This window comes from Massilia cavernae (genome assembly GCF_003590855.1).
Taxonomy (GTDB): domain Bacteria; phylum Pseudomonadota; class Gammaproteobacteria; order Burkholderiales; family Burkholderiaceae_D; genus Telluria_A; species Telluria_A cavernae.
In genome coordinates this window covers 16,893-31,346 of the sequence record NZ_QYUP01000185.1, presented here as the reverse complement: position 1 = coordinate 31,346, position 14,454 = coordinate 16,893, and the positions used below count along the sequence as shown (strand labels likewise).

The 14,454-nt window shown below is 64.1% G+C and carries 14 protein-coding genes and 1 pseudogene; 9 read left to right on the top strand and 6 right to left on the bottom strand.

What is annotated here, in order from left to right:
• Window positions 1–332, bottom strand: a pseudogene (locus D3872_RS26840) (hypothetical protein); the annotation flags it as partial.
• A 132-nt stretch (window positions 333–464) separates the two neighbouring features.
• Entirely contained in the window at window positions 465–1,457 is a 993-nt protein-coding gene (locus D3872_RS23690) for a serine/threonine protein kinase (RefSeq protein ID WP_229459498.1), read from the bottom strand.
• 269 nt (window positions 1,458–1,726) lie between these two features.
• On the opposite strand from D3872_RS23690, the gene D3872_RS23685 reads away from it, so the two are divergent.
• Window positions 1,727–2,002 carry a hypothetical protein gene (locus tag D3872_RS23685; protein WP_119813071.1) on the top strand — a complete coding sequence of 92 codons (276 nt, stop codon included), beginning with the start codon at window positions 1,727–1,729 and terminating at the stop codon, window positions 2,000–2,002.
• A gap of 47 nt (window positions 2,003–2,049) precedes the next feature.
• On the top strand, window positions 2,050–2,760 hold the full coding sequence (locus D3872_RS23680; RefSeq protein WP_119813073.1) for a UPF0149 family protein: 711 nt from the start codon (window positions 2,050–2,052) through the stop codon (window positions 2,758–2,760).
• Window positions 2,761–2,836: 76 nt separating this feature from the next.
• Here the strand turns inward: D3872_RS23680 and D3872_RS25895 are convergent, their stop codons facing one another.
• From D3872_RS25895 to orn, 4 genes are all read right to left on the bottom strand, one after another.
• The gene (locus D3872_RS25895; protein ID WP_182915913.1) at window positions 2,837–3,010 is read right to left on the bottom strand and encodes a hypothetical protein; all 174 of its coding nucleotides are present in this window, start codon (window positions 3,008–3,010) and stop codon (window positions 2,837–2,839) included.
• 77 nt (window positions 3,011–3,087) lie between these two features.
• Window positions 3,088–3,651, bottom strand: a complete 564-nt coding sequence (locus D3872_RS23675) for a hypothetical protein (protein ID WP_119813070.1) — start codon at window positions 3,649–3,651, stop codon at window positions 3,088–3,090.
• 86 nt (window positions 3,652–3,737) lie between these two features.
• A complete protein-coding gene (locus D3872_RS25890) occupies window positions 3,738–5,855 on the bottom strand; it encodes a hypothetical protein (RefSeq protein ID WP_182915912.1) in 2,118 nt (705 codons plus the stop codon).
• Window positions 5,856–6,310: 455 nt separating this feature from the next.
• On the bottom strand, window positions 6,311–6,901 hold the full coding sequence (orn, locus tag D3872_RS23655; protein WP_119813067.1) for an oligoribonuclease: 591 nt from the start codon (window positions 6,899–6,901) through the stop codon (window positions 6,311–6,313).
• Window positions 6,902–6,948: 47 nt separating this feature from the next.
• Here orn and D3872_RS23650 point away from each other — a divergent pair, with 47 nt between their 5' ends.
• The 7 genes from D3872_RS23650 (at window position 6,949) to D3872_RS23620 (ending at window position 14,450) form a co-directional block, all read left to right on the top strand.
• Window positions 6,949–8,214 (top strand): M48 family metallopeptidase, encoded by a 1,266-nt coding sequence (locus D3872_RS23650; RefSeq protein WP_119813066.1) that lies wholly within the window; start codon window positions 6,949–6,951, stop codon window positions 8,212–8,214.
• Entirely contained in the window at window positions 8,211–8,543 is a 333-nt protein-coding gene (locus D3872_RS23645) for a 4a-hydroxytetrahydrobiopterin dehydratase (protein ID WP_119813065.1), read from the top strand. Before D3872_RS23650 ends, D3872_RS23645 begins: the two co-directional genes overlap by 4 nt.
• Window positions 8,540–9,430, top strand: coding sequence for a ribosome small subunit-dependent GTPase A (gene rsgA / locus D3872_RS23640; RefSeq protein WP_119813064.1), 891 nt, complete (start codon window positions 8,540–8,542; stop codon window positions 9,428–9,430). Before D3872_RS23645 ends, rsgA begins: the two co-directional genes overlap by 4 nt.
• Before the next feature lie 155 nt (window positions 9,431–9,585).
• Window positions 9,586–10,512, top strand: a complete 927-nt coding sequence (argF, locus tag D3872_RS23635; protein WP_119813063.1) for an ornithine carbamoyltransferase — start codon at window positions 9,586–9,588, stop codon at window positions 10,510–10,512.
• 107 nt (window positions 10,513–10,619) lie between these two features.
• Window positions 10,620–11,852, top strand: coding sequence for an argininosuccinate synthase (locus D3872_RS23630; protein ID WP_119813062.1), 1,233 nt, complete (start codon window positions 10,620–10,622; stop codon window positions 11,850–11,852).
• Between the two features lie 58 nt (window positions 11,853–11,910).
• Complete coding sequence (locus tag D3872_RS23625) at window positions 11,911–12,471, top strand: sugar O-acetyltransferase (RefSeq protein WP_119813061.1); 561 nt, start codon at window positions 11,911–11,913, stop codon at window positions 12,469–12,471.
• Between the two features lie 164 nt (window positions 12,472–12,635).
• Window positions 12,636–14,450: a methyl-accepting chemotaxis protein gene (locus D3872_RS23620; RefSeq protein WP_119813060.1), complete on the top strand. Its 1,815-nt coding sequence runs from the start codon at window positions 12,636–12,638 to the stop codon at window positions 14,448–14,450.
• Window positions 14,451–14,454: the final 4 nt, after the last annotated feature.

Here is a 14,454-nt window from a genome sequence, read left to right as displayed (position 1 = left end):
GTTTCGAGGCGGTCGCGGTGTGCTTCGATGGCTTGCTCGGAGGCTTGGGCGTTCTGCAGGGCGGCGGCCGCGGCGGCGGCATCCAGCGCGGCGCGCTCCTCGGCCAGCGCGCGGGCGCGCGACTCGGCGTGGGCGCGCGATTCGGCGGCGCACGAGGCCTTGCGCTCGGCTTCCACGCGGGCGATCGCTTCATGGATGGCGCGCATCTCCACCTTGGCACGGTCCGGCGCAGCGGCGCCCGGCACATCGGCGTCCTGCTGCGGCGCGCAAGCTGCGTCAGGCAAGTCGATGGTCAGGTTGGCGTCGTCGTGCAGGGCTGGTACGGATTCCATGTCTTCTCTCGGTCGCGCCAAAGGGAGTGGCGGTAACGATGATTATCCGTCACGCACTGCTGCCGCCGATGGGCGAGAAGGCGGGAAAAAGCGCTCCTTATCGCCGCTTTGCAGGGGTTTACATTGGCAGGATTACACCGGCCAAAGCGGCGGCTCGTCCATCAGCGCCACCTGTTCGCGCAGTTCGAGGATGCGGTCCTGCCAGTAGCGTTGCGTGTTAAACCACGGGAAGGCGGCCGGGAAAGCGGGGTCGTCCCAGCGGCTGGCCAGCCATGCCGAATAGTGGACCAGGCGCAGCGTGCGCAGCGCCTCGACCAGGTATAGCTGGCGCGGATCGAACTCGCAGAAGTCCTCGTAGCCGGCCAGGACGTCGCCGAACTGGCGCACCATCTCGCCGCGTTCGCCCGACAGCAGCATCCACAGGTCCTGCACCGCGGGGCCGGTGCGGCTGTCGTCGAAGTCGACGAAGTGGGGGCCGGCGTCGGTCCACAGCACATTGCCCGCATGGCAGTCGCCGTGAAGGCGCAGCACCGCATGCTCCCCTGCCCGCTCATAGCAACGGGCCACGCCCGCCAACGCCTGGTCGATCACGCTTGTGTAGGCCGCCTCCAGCTCGCGTGGGATCCAGCCGTTCGACAGCAGGAAGTCGCGCGGCTGGCGGCCGAAGGTGTCGGGCGTCAGCGCCGGGCGCTCATTGAACTGCTTCAGCGCGCCCACCGCGTGGATGCGCCCGATGAAGCGGCCGATCCATTCCAGCGTGGCCGGGTCGCCCAGTTCCGGCGCACGTCCGCCCTTGCGCGGGAACACGGCAAAGCGGAAGCCGCCGAATTCGTGCAGCGAGCGGCCGTTCTGCACCAGCGCGGGCACAACGGGTATTTCGTTCGCCGCCAGTTCTTCGACAAAGGCGTGCTCCTCGAGGATGGCGGCGTCGCTCCAGCGTTGCGGGCGGTAGAACTTCGCCACCACCGGCGGCCCTTCTTCCATGCCGACCTGGTAGACGCGGTTCTCGTAGCTGTTCAGCGCGATCAGGCGGCCGTCGCCGCGCAGGCCGACGCTGTCGAGCGCATCGAGGACGACAGCGGGGCCGAGGCCGGAGAATGGGTGAAGCGGAGCGTCAGGGTTCATGCCGCAATTGTAAGGCGGCGCGCTCATCTCGTCCGTTAAAACACGGAATTAATAGGGCCGATTGCCGATTCTGACCTACTTGGCTTGCGCCAAGGGCAACGGGCACAGCGGGGGACTTCGATTTCCTGGCTGGCAATTGGAAGATCAAGAACCGCCGGCTGAAGGACAATCAGTGGGATCAGTTCGACGGCGAGGCCAGCGTCATCGATATTCTCGGCGGTATCGCCAGCGTTGAAGAACTTCGCATACCGGCACGAAACTTCAGCGGGATGGGGCTGCGGCTGCTCAATGTGGAGCGCAAGCTGTGGGCGGATTACTGGGTGAACAGCAAGAGCGGCATCATGGGTCCATCGCCCTCGTGGGGGAGCTTAGTCGACGGTGCGGGAACCTGGGATTCGGACGATGTCGATGGCGCCACGCCCATCGTCGTACGCGGCGTCTGGGACCAGATCACACCGGATTCGTGCAGGTGGCGCCAGGCAGTCTCGCAGGACGACGGGGCGACGTGGCAGGAAAACTGGATCATGCATTGGACCCGCGCGTAGGCACAAGCGGTTAAACTAGCGTCTTCAATCCTATTGTGAAGCGCACCATGCAACTCGACCAGCCCCTTACCGAAAAAGAATTCGACGAACTTGACAAGTTCCTCCTGTCCGACCGCAGCTCCGAAGACGCGATGACGATGGACACCCTGCACGGCTACCTGACCGCGATCGCGATCGGCCCGGAGACCATCATGCCGGCCGAATGGCTGGTGAAGGTATGGGGCGAGGACGCGTCGGCCACGCCGAAGTGGAAGAACGCCAAGGAAGAGGAACGCATCGTCAACCTGATCATGCGCTTCATGAACGAGGTGCTGGTGACCTTCGAAGCGGCGCCGAAGGAATTCGAGCCGCTGTTCTGCGAGGCCGAGCACAATGGCGATCCGCTGCTGGACGCCGAGGCGTGGTGCTGGGGTTTCTGGGAAGGCATGGAACTGCGCCCGGGCTCCTGGAACCCGATCTGGGAATCCGAGCTGGCGCCGCTGATGCGCCCAATCTACCTGCTTGGCGCCGATGAAATCGAGGAAGCGGAACTGAAGGAAGTGGACGATCCGGTCAAGGCGCACAAGCTGGCGCAGCAGATCGAAGCGAACCTGCCTGCGATCTTCCGCTTCTGGGTACCGCGCCGCAAGGCAGCGGTGCAGACCATCAAGCGCGAAGAGCCGAAGGTGGGACGCAATGACGACTGCCCATGCGGCAGTGGGAAGAAGTACAAGAAGTGCTGCGGCGCTGAGGGCGCAGCAGATAAAGAGCAAGCGTAAGACTAAACCCGTGTCCCGTCGTGCTTGCCAATGGCGAGCACGACGGTTTTCGGTGTAACACATATGGTCAGTTGATTCACTGCCCGCGCGGCCCCTTGTCCGCACCCTTGTGGTCCTTCTGGCCATCATTCTTGTGGCGGCCAGCCACTTCTTCCTCTTCCGCGCGCTGGCGGTTTTCGTTGTTTTGCTGCTGAACCTGCTGCTGCTCGCGTTGCAGTTGCTCGCTGGTATCCTGTTTGCGCTTGCTCATGGTTGCCTCCTGGTTTGTCCAGCCCCTACCTTAAGGGCATCGCGCAGGCTTGACCGTGCGCCAGGCAACACAAGCGGCTATGCGTAGGACAGCTCCACCGAGTCGGGCATCGTGATCATGTCGCGCGACCAGCCGATGATGTGCAAGCGTCCCAGCGCCCCCAGGATCGGCAGGAACCGGTCTTCGTCCAGCCCTTCCATCTCGCGCAGTCCGAAATTCTGCAGCGCCACCTGGAACGCGGCTTCGATGTTGATCTGGCCATCGACGTTGCGGTAGCTCCAGATCGCACACAGCACGGCCGCTTCCTCCGCCCCCAGGGCGAGCGCCGGCCCTGTAGCGTGGCGTGCGCACAGCGCCAGCGCGGCGTCGGCCAGCACCAGCGCATCGTCCGATACCAGGTTCAGCGATGTCATGCTGGCGCGCGCGAACACGCGCTTCCAGTCGATCGTGATGTGGCCAGACTTGCGCGTCCGGACGCCTGCGCCCGGCTCGCCGCTGTCGAAAACCGTGGGTGGAACCGAGCTCAGCGCGTCCATGAAAATGGAGCAGAGATCCGCGCGGTGGTGAAGGTGTTCCGAGGCGATGCCTCGCGCCACGGTCATGGTTGCTTCTTCGGCTGCGCGGTCAGTGGTGATATGCACGGTGGGTTTGGACGCTAATCGGTGAAAGCTTAAGAACGGGCATTTTACATAGTTGGCGCTGAAAAACGCGTTTCGAGCACAAGTTTTTATCGTCCCTGTAGCCGCTTTTGCACTTGACTGAAAGGCAGCCGCGCGCTCTGCGGCGTTTGCAGCAGGTTGTCGATGCCATCGAAGGTGCGGTCCGCCAACGCCCACGCCAGAGGCGTGTCGTTGTTGGTGGTAATGCCGAACCACAGGAAGCGCTCGCCGTCGGAAGGCACCATCACGCTCATGTCGCGCCGCTCGGCGGTGACGGCAAACGTGGCGCGCGCGGCACGTGTATTGAACAGGCCCAGCGGCGGCGCCAGCAGTTCGGACAGGAAGGTCGCGTCCATCCGCGCCGTGTTCGGGTCCAGCTTGCCGGATGGCGCGATCGCACCCGGCGAGTTGCTGATCACCATGACAACCGGCTCGATGACATAGCCGTCGTCGTGCCATGCGCGCAGCACCGGCTGGATCGCGAACAGCAGGTCACGCACGGTTTCGACGCCGGAGTTTTCGAAATAGCCACCGTCGATCACCCTCCCCCATGGCCCGCGCTCGCGCCCGGGCGCGCACGGCGCCAGCCGCCCGCCCTCGCGGCAGGCATATACCGTGCCCGCCGGGCTGATGTAGCTGAAACGTGCGCTGTTGTGCACCGCTGTCGCCATGCTCATCCGGCGCAGGTCGATCAGCTCGTCCGAGGCGTCGAAGGCGTCGGGAAAGCTGCCGTCGATTGCGATGTTGCTGGCGATGATGCGGTTGCCGCCGTCGACCAGGGTCGCGTTCAGCAGCAGCGACGGCACCTGCAGGCCGCGCGGCCCCTGCCACAAGCGGTCGAAGCGTTCGCCCAGCCGATTGCTGCCGACCGATTCGGCCCAGCCGCTGCGCCACGCCGTTTCCATCGCGCGTGCCCGGTCCGCCGCAGGCACCGGCATCGGCAGGAAACGCTGCACCATGTCGGGGTACAGCAAGTAGCCAAGGATGGGCGACAGGAAGTCCCGCCGCAGCACGGCCGTCGCGCAAGCCTGGTAGCGCGCCGGCGACTGGCGCGCGCAAGGCGCGACGGCAAGCAGGCCGGCCTGATCTTCCGCCACCAGCGCGGCGAACACCGCATTGCCCAGGCTGCCACCGGACACGCCGCTCAGCGCGAACGCATGGCTGCCGAACTGGCCGCGGCTGTCGTCCTGCAGCTTGGACAGCACCAGCGCGGTCCAGTAGGCGCCGCGGATGCCGCCACCCTCCGCCGCCACCAGGAACAGCGGGAACGGCTTGCCCGCCACCAGCGCGCCGCTGTTGCGGCGCTCGGCCAGCCAGGCCTGCAGATGCACGGGCGCGATCGGCCTGGCTGCCGGGCCGGGCGGCTCGTCCAGCAGCGCCACCGCGTGGTTGTCGTTCCATGCGCTGAACACGACCAGCAGCACAAGGGGCAGTGCCGCCATCGACGGAAGGTTCAGGTGGCGGAAGTAATAGATAAGCACCAGGTCGCCGAACAGGATCCAGCTGGCGAAGGCAAAGCACAGCAGCGCCGGCGCGGTGACCACCGAGGTCACCTCGACCGGCCGCCACCAGATCGCGGCCAGCAGCACGAACGACAGGATGATGACGGTGACCAGCATGACCACCGTACGCCGCTGCAGTTCGACGAAGCGGCGCGTGGCCTCACTACCGGGCAGGCGGCTGAGCTTGGTATCGAACCAGCTACGCGGCTTCAGCACGAAGGCGCCCAGCGCCAGCGTTGCGCCGGCGCAGGCCAGGGCCAGCAGCGGCTCGCCCATCAGGTGGTAGCGCACCGTCAGCAGCGTCGCCGGCAGCACGCCCAGCATGCGCGGCAGCCAGGCGCGCAGCCACTCGACGTAGGCGGTGTCGGAACAGTCGACGATGGCGTTGCCGGCAAACACGCGGCCGAGGGTCAGGCGCGAGCTGTACCAGGCCGCCAACGACCAGACCGTCACCGACATCAGGAAGACCGGGAAGTTCCAGCCGGGCTGGCTGACCAGCCGCAGCGACTCGATGCCCTGCGGGATAAACACCAGCCCAGCCGAGCACAGGATGGTCAGCGTCACGCTGTAGAAACAGCGCCAGTAGAGCGATCCGGTTTCCAGCAGGCGCGCGCCTGCCGCACGCACGAAGTTATGCATGGTGTATGCCGCCAGGCGCACGGGCCGGGCGGGTAGTTGCAACATTTGAAATATAACCCGTTTTGGCGGGAATCGGGGACGCGATGCTCAGGCCGCATGGTACGCGGCGGGCACATTTGCGGCCGGCTTGCGCCCCGTCATCCCGCCAGTGGCGGGCATGACGGCGGCCATAGCCGTTGGGGTTACAGCTTGTTGACATCCTCCCCTCGGTGAACGGAAGGGGATTCCCACTGCTGGCGTCTGATGCCCCAGACGGAAGCCGAACTGAAACGAGCTCAGCTTCTCATTCAATCCGCAGGATATCTTTCGACCTCGCCGATGGCGACTGCGGATTGGAAAAAGCGGTACTGGTGAATCATGCCCCAGCGCGTAATCGCTCACTGCGGCACTTATAAAATTTGACCGTGAACCAACAACAAAGTTCAACACATTTTTTCACTTGGACGGCTGCGGGCGCTACGCGCCCGGCTCCGTTCACTCCCTGCCCGAAGGACAGGGTTTCATGGAGCAATTCTGATGAAATGCTCGCGGTAATACTTCAGCTCTTCCACCGACTCCATGATGTCGGCCAGCGCCGTGTGCTTCTGGTGCTTCTTGAATCCGCCCACGATTTCAGGCTTCCAGCGGCGGCACAATTCCTTCAAGGTCGACACGTCCAGGTTACGGTAGTGGAAGAACGCTTCCAGCTTCGGCATGCCGCGCGCCATGAAGCGGCGGTCCTGGCAAATGGTGTTGCCGCACATTGGAGACTTGTTGGCCGGTACGAAGGTCTTCAGGAAAGCGATCAGTGCGACCTCTGCGTCGGCTTCGGTCACGGTCGAGGCCTTGACGCGGTCGATCAGGCCAGAACGGCCGTGCGTACCCTTGTTCCACGCATCCATCTTGTCCAGCGTTTCGTCGGACTGGTGGATCGCAAACACCGGGCCTTCGGCCAGCACGTTCAGGTGCATGTCGGTGACGACGACCGCCACTTCGATGATGCGGTCAAGGTCCGGATCGAGGCCGGTCATTTCCATATCAACCCATACAAGGTTGAATTCGTTCGGGCGCTGGGGCGCTGCCGGTGCTTCCAATTCGGTGGGGTGTGACATAATTCTCTCTTGGCCTAAACAATCCTGCATTTTCTCACAGGCACAGAATGTATTCACTCGTGTTTTCGATTTTGTTCGTTACTTTCTTCGCGGTCACGCTGCTGCTGCGCTTCTGGCTGGCGAACCGTCACATCCGCCACGTGCTTGCCAACCGGGCCCGCGTACCGGCCGAGTTTGCCGCGAAAATCCCGCTCGACGCGCACCAGAAGGCGGCCGACTACACCGTCGCCAAGACCCGGTTCGGCGTGGTCGCCACGCTGTTCGGCGGCGCCATCCTGATCGGCTTTACGCTGCTGGGCGGCCTACAGGCCCTGTCGCAGGCCGTGTTGGGCGCCACCGGGCCCGGCATGGGTTACCAGCTGACGCTGATCGCGGCCTTCGCCGTGGTGTCCGGCGTGCTCGACCTGCCCTTCGATTACTACCGCCAGTTCGTGCTGGAAGAGCGCTTCGGCTTCAACAAGATGACGGTGAAGCTGTGGCTGGCCGACATGGTCAAGGGCGTGCTGCTGGGCGCCGCGATCGGCTTGCCGCTGGTGTGGGTCGTGTTGACTCTGATGGACAAGACCGGCCCGCTGTGGTGGCTGTACGCATGGCTGGTGTGGAGCGGCTTCCAGCTGCTGATGATGGTGCTGTTCCCGACCGTGATCGCGCCGATGTTCAACAAGTTCACGCCGCTCACCGACGATAGCCTCAAGGCCCGCATCGAAGGCCTGATGAAACGCGTCGGCTTTGCCTCCAAGGGCCTGTTCGTGATGGACGGTTCCAAGCGCAGCGCGCACGGCAACGCCTACTTCTCGGGCTTCGGGGCCAACAAGCGCATCGTGTTCTTCGACACCCTGCTGGCGCGCCTGGCGCCGCAGGAGATCGAAGCGGTGCTGGCGCACGAACTGGGCCACTTCAAGCTCAAGCACATCATCAAGCGCATCGCCGTCATGTTCCTCGTGTCGCTCGGCTTCCTCGCCCTGCTCGGCTACCTGAAGGAACAAACCTGGTTCTACACCGGCCTCGGGGTCGAGCCGGTGCTGGGCGCAAGCAATGACGCGCTGGCGCTGATCCTGTTCATGCTGGCGCTGCCGGTGTTCACCTTCGTGCTGTCGCCGCTGAACTCGATCAGCTCGCGCAAGCACGAGTTCGAGGCCGACGCCTTCGCCGCCACCCACACCGACGCGCGCGACCTGGTGTCGGCGCTGGTCAAGATGTACGAGGATAACGCCTCGACCCTGACGCCCGACCCGCTGCATTCGGCCTTCTACGATTCGCACCCGCCGGCGTCGGTGCGCATCAAACAACTGAACCTGGCGGCCGCGCGATGAGCATGCTGGACATGAACTGCACCCACGGCGCGTCGGCGCTCGCCCCCGCCGAAATCGCCGCGCGCCTGGCCGGCATGGACGGCTGGGCTGTCGCCGACGGCATGCTGGAACGCCGCTTCGCGTTCCGCGACTATCACGAGACCATGGAATTCGTGAACGCGCTGGCCTTCATGACGCACCGCCAGGACCACCATCCCGAGCTGAAGGTGACCTACAACCGCTGCACCGTGAGGTACGTCACCCACTCGGCCGGGAATCAGCTGAGCGACAACGACTTCATCTGCGCCGCCAAAGCCGACGCGCTGTACGCGCAGCGGGCTGGCGCATGAGCGGGCTGCACGGCACCATCATCGCGGCGCACGGCCGCCACTACCTGGCCGATGCCGAAGGCGAAATGCTCCAGTGCGTCACGCGCGGCAAGAAGACCAACGTGGCGGTGGGCGACATCGTCAAGCTGGTCAAGACGTCCGAAAACCAGGCCGTCATCGAAGCGATCACCGAGCGCAAGACGCTGCTGTACCGCTCCGACCAGTACAAGTCCAAGCTGCTGGCGGCCAACCTGACGCGCCTGTTCATCGTGGTGGCCACCGAACCTGGCTTCGCCGACGACCTGATTTCGCGCTCGCTGGTGGCGGCGGAAGCGGCCGGCATCGAGCCGCACCTGATCCTCAACAAGACCGACGTGGCCGACCTGCTGCCGAAGGCGCGCGAGCGCCTGCTGGCCTACTCCTCGCTCGGCTACCCGGTGCACGAAGTCTCGGCGCGCGCCAACCCGGAGCACGCGGTAGCCACCTTGATGCCGCTGCTGGCGGGCCAGTCGTCGATCTTCATCGGCCAGTCGGGCATGGGCAAGTCCTCGCTGATCAACCTGCTGGTGCCGGACGCCGACATCGCGGTGCGCGAAATCTCGGCCGCCCTCGACACCGGCAAGCACACCACCACCTTCACGCGTCTTTACAGGCTGCCCGGCGGCGCCCAGATCATCGACTCGCCCGGCTTCCAGGAATTTGGCCTGTACCACCTGAGCGAAGGCATGATCGAGCGCGCCTTCGTCGAGTTCAAGCCCTACCTGGGCGGTTGCAAGTTCTACAACTGCCGCCACCTGATCGAGCCGCAGTGCGCGGTGCTGGCCGCCGTCGCGGATGGGAAAATCGCCCCGTTCCGCCATGCCCTGTACAAGCAGCTGCTGCACGAATCGGCCCAGACGCTGTACTAAAGGCCCCCGGCTTGCCGTTCGGCTTGCCGACCCGGCTTGCCGTCCGGCTTGCCGACCCGGCTTGCCGACCCGGCTTGCCGAGATGTTGCCCACGTTTCACGGCATTTTGGCAAAACCCTTATAATTGAATGGATATCAGATATCCACTTGTCATCATGTCCACGACCAAGCCGATCAAGCACTTCCTGCAGCTCTCCGACTTCACACGCGAGGAATTCGAGTACGTCATCGAACGCGCCAGCGTGATCAAGGCGAAGTTCAAGAACTACGAGATCTACCACCCGCTGATCGACCGCACCCTGGTCATGGTCTTCGAAAAGAATTCGACCCGCACCCGCCTCTCGTTCGAAGCCGGCATGCACCAGCTGGGCGGCGCCGCGATCTACCTGAACACGCGCGACAGCCAGCTGGGACGCGGCGAGCCGGTGGAAGACGCCGGCCAGGTCATGAGCCGCATGTGCGACATCATCATGGTGCGCACCTTCGGCCAGGACATCATCGAGCGTTTCGCCGCCAATTCGCGGGTACCGGTGATCAACGGCCTGACCAACGAACACCACCCATGCCAGGTACTGGCCGACATCTTCACCTACGTCGAGCACCGCGGCTCGATCACCGGCAAGACGGTGGCATGGATCGGCGACGCCAACAACATGCTGTACTCGTGGCTGCAGGCGGCCGAAGTGTTCGGCTTCCACCTGAACGTGTCGACCCCGAAGGGCTACGACATCGACCAGTCGCTGGTGTCGACCGAGCGCTATACCTTCTTCGCCAACCCGTCCGACGCCTGCGAAGGCGCGCACCTGGTCAACACCGACGTGTGGACCAGCATGGGCTACGAAAAGGAAAACGCCGAACGCCTGGCCGCCTTCGACGGCTTCATCGTCGACTCGGCCAAGATGGCAAGGGCGAGCAAGGATGCCCTGTTCATGCACTGCCTTCCGGCGCACCGCGGCGAAGAGGTCTCCGCCGACGTCATCGACGGCCCGCAGTCCGTGGTCTGGGACGAAGCTGAAAACCGCCTGCACGTGCAGAAGGCGCTGATCGAATACCTGCTGCTCGGCCGCATCGAGAACAAATAAACCATTCCACCAACCCATGTTCTATCGTCGGCCCGTCGTTCCCGTGTTGCGGGAATGGCCTTTCCAAGGGCCGGCTGACCATTCAAACCCCATCACTGGAAAAACCCATGAGCGACATCAAAAAAGTAGTTCTCGCCTACTCCGGCGGCCTGGACACCTCCGTCATCCTGAAATGGCTGCAAGATAACTACCAGTGCGAGATCGTGACCTTCACGGCCGACCTGGGCCAGGGCGAAGAGCTCGATCCTGCGCGCGCCAAGGCGATCAAGTTCGGCATCAAGCCTGAGAACATCTACATCGACGACGTGCGCGAAGAATTCGTGCGCGACTTCGTGTTCCCGATGTTCCGCGCGAACACCGTGTACGAAGGCGAATACCTGCTGGGCACCTCGATCGCGCGTCCGCTGATCGCCAAGCGCCTGATCGAAATCGCGCGCGAAACCGGCGCCGACGCCATCTCGCACGGCGCCACCGGCAAGGGCAACGACCAGGTCCGCTTCGAACTGGGCGCCTACGCGCTGAAACCTGACGTCAAGATCATCGCGCCGTGGCGCGAGTGGGACCTGTTGTCGCGCGAGAAGCTGCTGAAGTACGCGGAAGATGCGGGCATCGAGATCGACATGAAACACAAGAAAGGCGGCGCGCCCTACTCGATGGACGCCAACCTGCTGCACATCTCGTTCGAAGGCCGCCACCTGGAAAACCCGAGCGCCGAAGCCGAGGAATCGATGTGGCGCTGGACCGTCAGCCCGGAAGCGGCGCCTGACGAAGCCGAGTACATCGACATCGAATACGAAAAGGGCGACATCGTCGCGCTGAACGGCGTGCGCATGTCGCCTGCCACCGTGCTGGCGGAACTGAACCGCCTGGGCGGCAAGCACGGCGTAGGCCGACTCGACCTGGTCGAGAACCGCTACGTCGGCATGAAGTCGCGCGGCTGCTACGAAACCCCGGGCGGCACCATCATGCTGCGCGCGCACCGCGCGATCGAATCGATCACGCTGGACCGCGAAGTGGCGCACCTGAAGGACGACCTGATGCCGCGCTACGCATCGATGATCTACAACGGCTACTGGTGGGCGCCTGAGCGCGTCGCGCTGCAGACCCTGATCGACCACACCCAGCAAACCGTCAACGGCTGGGTGCGCGTCAAGCTGTACAAGGGCAATGTGATCGTCGTATCGCGCGATTCGAAGACCGACTCGCTGTTCGACATGAACATCGCCACCTTCGACGAAGACGGCGGCGCCTACAATCAGGCCGATGCCGGCGGCTTCATCAAGCTGAACGCGCTGCGCATGCGCATCGCCGCCAAGGCACGCGAGAAGCGCGGCCAGTAAGGCTGCACCGCGCCATCGCAAAGCCGCCTTCGGGCGGCTTTTTTTTACAGGATCATAAATGAACAAGACCGAACAACAAAAGATGGTGGCCGGGGAGCTGTACGATCCGGCCGACCCGGAACTGGCCGCCGCGCGCCAGCGCGCGCGCGAACTGACCACGCTCCTGAACAACTCGCCCGAAGGCGCCCCGTCACAGCGCACGCGCATCATCGGCGAGCTGCTTGGCAAGCCATCCAACGCCGTGATCCAGCCGCCGTTCTACTGCGACTACGGCGCCAATATCAACATGGGCCAGAACGTCTACTTCAACTTCAACTGTGTCGTGCTGGATGTCGCGCCCGTCAACATCGGCGACCACGTGCTGTTCGGCCCCGCCGTGCAGGTCTACACCGCCACCCATCCGCTGAATGCGGCCGAACGGCGCAAGGGACTCGAATCAGGCAAACCGATCGTCATCCATGACGACGTGTGGATCGGCGGCGGCGCCGTGATCTGCCCGGGCGTGACGATCGGCGCCGGCTCGGTGATCGGCTCGGGCAGCGTGGTGACCAAGGACATTCCTGCCGGCGTGTTCGCTGCGGGGAATCCGTGCAAGGTGATCAAGCCGATTTCGGACTGATATCCTGCTTCACCGCAAAGCCGGCCACGACCATCAGGAAATGGATTTTCGATCCGAGCCTTCTCTGAATTCCGGAAGAAAAATCCCCTCCGTCACTGGGAAAACACCCCCGCCCACCCCGCAAAATGTTACATTTGCGGGCACAAACAGTACTGGGAGAAACTATGTTGCAGGACTTCAGCATCAAGCAGAAAATTTATGCCGGCTTCGGCTCCATCGTCGGCATCCTGCTTGTCTTGCTGCTGCTTGCTTACAACAATTTCTCCAAGCTTTCCGCCGCCACCGAACGCGACCGTCACACGCTGGAGATGCTGCTGGAAGCCGACCAGGTCGCCGCCAACCTGCTCGACATCCAGAACCAGATGCGCGGCTTTCTGCTTACCGGCGAGGAGCGCTTCCTGACGCCGGAAGTCGACGAGGAAGCCCTGCTCCGCAGGAACCTCGCCCTCGCCATGGCGCTGGCGACGGATAACCCGGCGCAGCAGGAGCGCCTGAGGAAGATCGACGCCACCGCCACTACCTGGCTTGCCAACATCGTCCATCCGCTGATCGAGCGCCGCCGGACCCTGGGCCGCACGGACGGCGCCGCCGACCAGATGGCGCGCTCGCCGGAATTGGCCACCAGCGTCGCAACGGTGGCCGAAGTACGCAGGCTGCTTGGCGACCTGGCCGCCGAAGAAAACCGGCTGCTGGCGATTCGTTCGGCCGAAGCAGCCGAACTGCAGAAATCGATGTCGATGCTGCTGGTCGCGGGCGGCGCGGTGTGCGTACTGCTCGCCATAGCGATCGCGTTCATTCTGGGCCGCGCGCTGATGGCGCCGTTGAACAACCTGACCCAGGTGGTCGGCAGGATCGCCGGCGGCGACCGGTCGGCCCGCGCCACGGTGCTGTCGCGCGATGAACTGGGCGAAGTGACTGCCGAATTCAACCGCATGGCGCAGGCGATCCAGGACAGCCAGGCCAAGGAACTGGCCGCCGCCAACGAGCTGCGCGCCAAGGTAGGCGCCCTGCTCGGGGTGGTCTCGAAAGCGGCCAGCGGCGACCTGACCGGCGCCGTCACCGTCCATGGCGACGACGCCATCGGCATGATGGGCGATGGCCTGAAGACGATGGTCGAGAACCTGCGCCAGCTGATCAACAATGTGCAGCGCGCGGGCATCCAGGTAACCACCTCGGCCACCGAGATCGCGGCGTCGGCCAAGCAGCAGGAAGCGACCGGCGTGGAACAGGCCCAGACCAGCGTCGAGATCCTGTCGACCACCAAGGAGATGTCGGCCAATACCCAGCAGCTGCTGCGCACGATGGAAGAAGCGACCGCGGTGGCCGACTACACCACCCACGCCACCGCCGACGCCCAGGACAACCTGAAACGCATGGACCAGACCATGCAGAATATGGTGGCCGCGACCGATTCGATCAACGCCAAGCTGGCCGCGCTGTCCGAAAAGGCCAGCAACATCAACAGCGTGCTGACCACCATCACCAAGGTGGCCGACCAGACCAACATCCTGTCGCTCAATGCCGCGATCGAAGCCGAAAAGGCCGGCGACGCCGGCCGCGGCTTCTCGGTGGTCGCCACCGAAATCCGCCGGCTCGCGGACCAGACGTCGGTATCGACCTGGGACATCGAGCAGATGCTCAAGGAGATGCAGTCGGCGGTGTCGGCCAGCGTGATGGGTATGGACAAATTTTCGGAAGAGATCCGCCGCAGCGTGGGCGAAGTGCGCACCGTGGCCGGGCAACTGTCCACGGTGATGGACCAGGTGCAGAAACTGGCGCCGCAGTTCGACGTGGTGCTGCAGGGGATGCAGGCGCAGTCGGTCGGCGCCTCGCAGATTTCCGAGACCATGATGCATCTGTCCGACGCCACCCAGCAGACGGTGGAATCGCTGAAGGCCACCAGCGAGGCTGTGCACCAGCTGCAGTACGCGGCCGGCGACCTGCAATCGTCGGTGGCCACCTTCTCGGTGCACTCCTGAGCCA

Excerpts from the sequence above, each read along its gene's own strand:
- D3872_RS23690 (WP_229459498.1), bottom strand. The coding sequence starts at position 1,457 with ATGAACCCTGACGCTCCGCTTCACCCATTCTCCGGCCTCGGCCCCGCT.
- D3872_RS23625 (WP_119813061.1), top strand. The coding sequence starts at position 11,911 with ATGAACAAGACCGAACAACAAAAGATGGTGGCCGGGGAGCTGTACGAT.
- D3872_RS23620 (WP_119813060.1), top strand. The coding sequence starts at position 12,636 with ATGTTGCAGGACTTCAGCATCAAGCAGAAAATTTATGCCGGCTTCGGC.
- orn (WP_119813067.1), bottom strand. The coding sequence starts at position 6,901 with ATGTCACACCCCACCGAATTGGAAGCACCGGCAGCGCCCCAGCGCCCG.
- D3872_RS23650 (WP_119813066.1), top strand. The coding sequence starts at position 6,949 with ATGTATTCACTCGTGTTTTCGATTTTGTTCGTTACTTTCTTCGCGGTC.
- D3872_RS25895 (WP_182915913.1), bottom strand. The coding sequence starts at position 3,010 with ATGAGCAAGCGCAAACAGGATACCAGCGAGCAACTGCAACGCGAGCAG.
- rsgA (WP_119813064.1), top strand. The coding sequence starts at position 8,540 with ATGAGCGGGCTGCACGGCACCATCATCGCGGCGCACGGCCGCCACTAC.
- D3872_RS23685 (WP_119813071.1), top strand. The coding sequence starts at position 1,727 with ATGGGGCTGCGGCTGCTCAATGTGGAGCGCAAGCTGTGGGCGGATTAC.
- D3872_RS23645 (WP_119813065.1), top strand. The coding sequence starts at position 8,211 with ATGAGCATGCTGGACATGAACTGCACCCACGGCGCGTCGGCGCTCGCC.
- argF (WP_119813063.1), top strand. The coding sequence starts at position 9,586 with ATGTCCACGACCAAGCCGATCAAGCACTTCCTGCAGCTCTCCGACTTC.
- D3872_RS23680 (WP_119813073.1), top strand. The coding sequence starts at position 2,050 with ATGCAACTCGACCAGCCCCTTACCGAAAAAGAATTCGACGAACTTGAC.
- D3872_RS25890 (WP_182915912.1), bottom strand. The coding sequence starts at position 5,855 with ATGTTGCAACTACCCGCCCGGCCCGTGCGCCTGGCGGCATACACCATG.
- D3872_RS23630 (WP_119813062.1), top strand. The coding sequence starts at position 10,620 with ATGAGCGACATCAAAAAAGTAGTTCTCGCCTACTCCGGCGGCCTGGAC.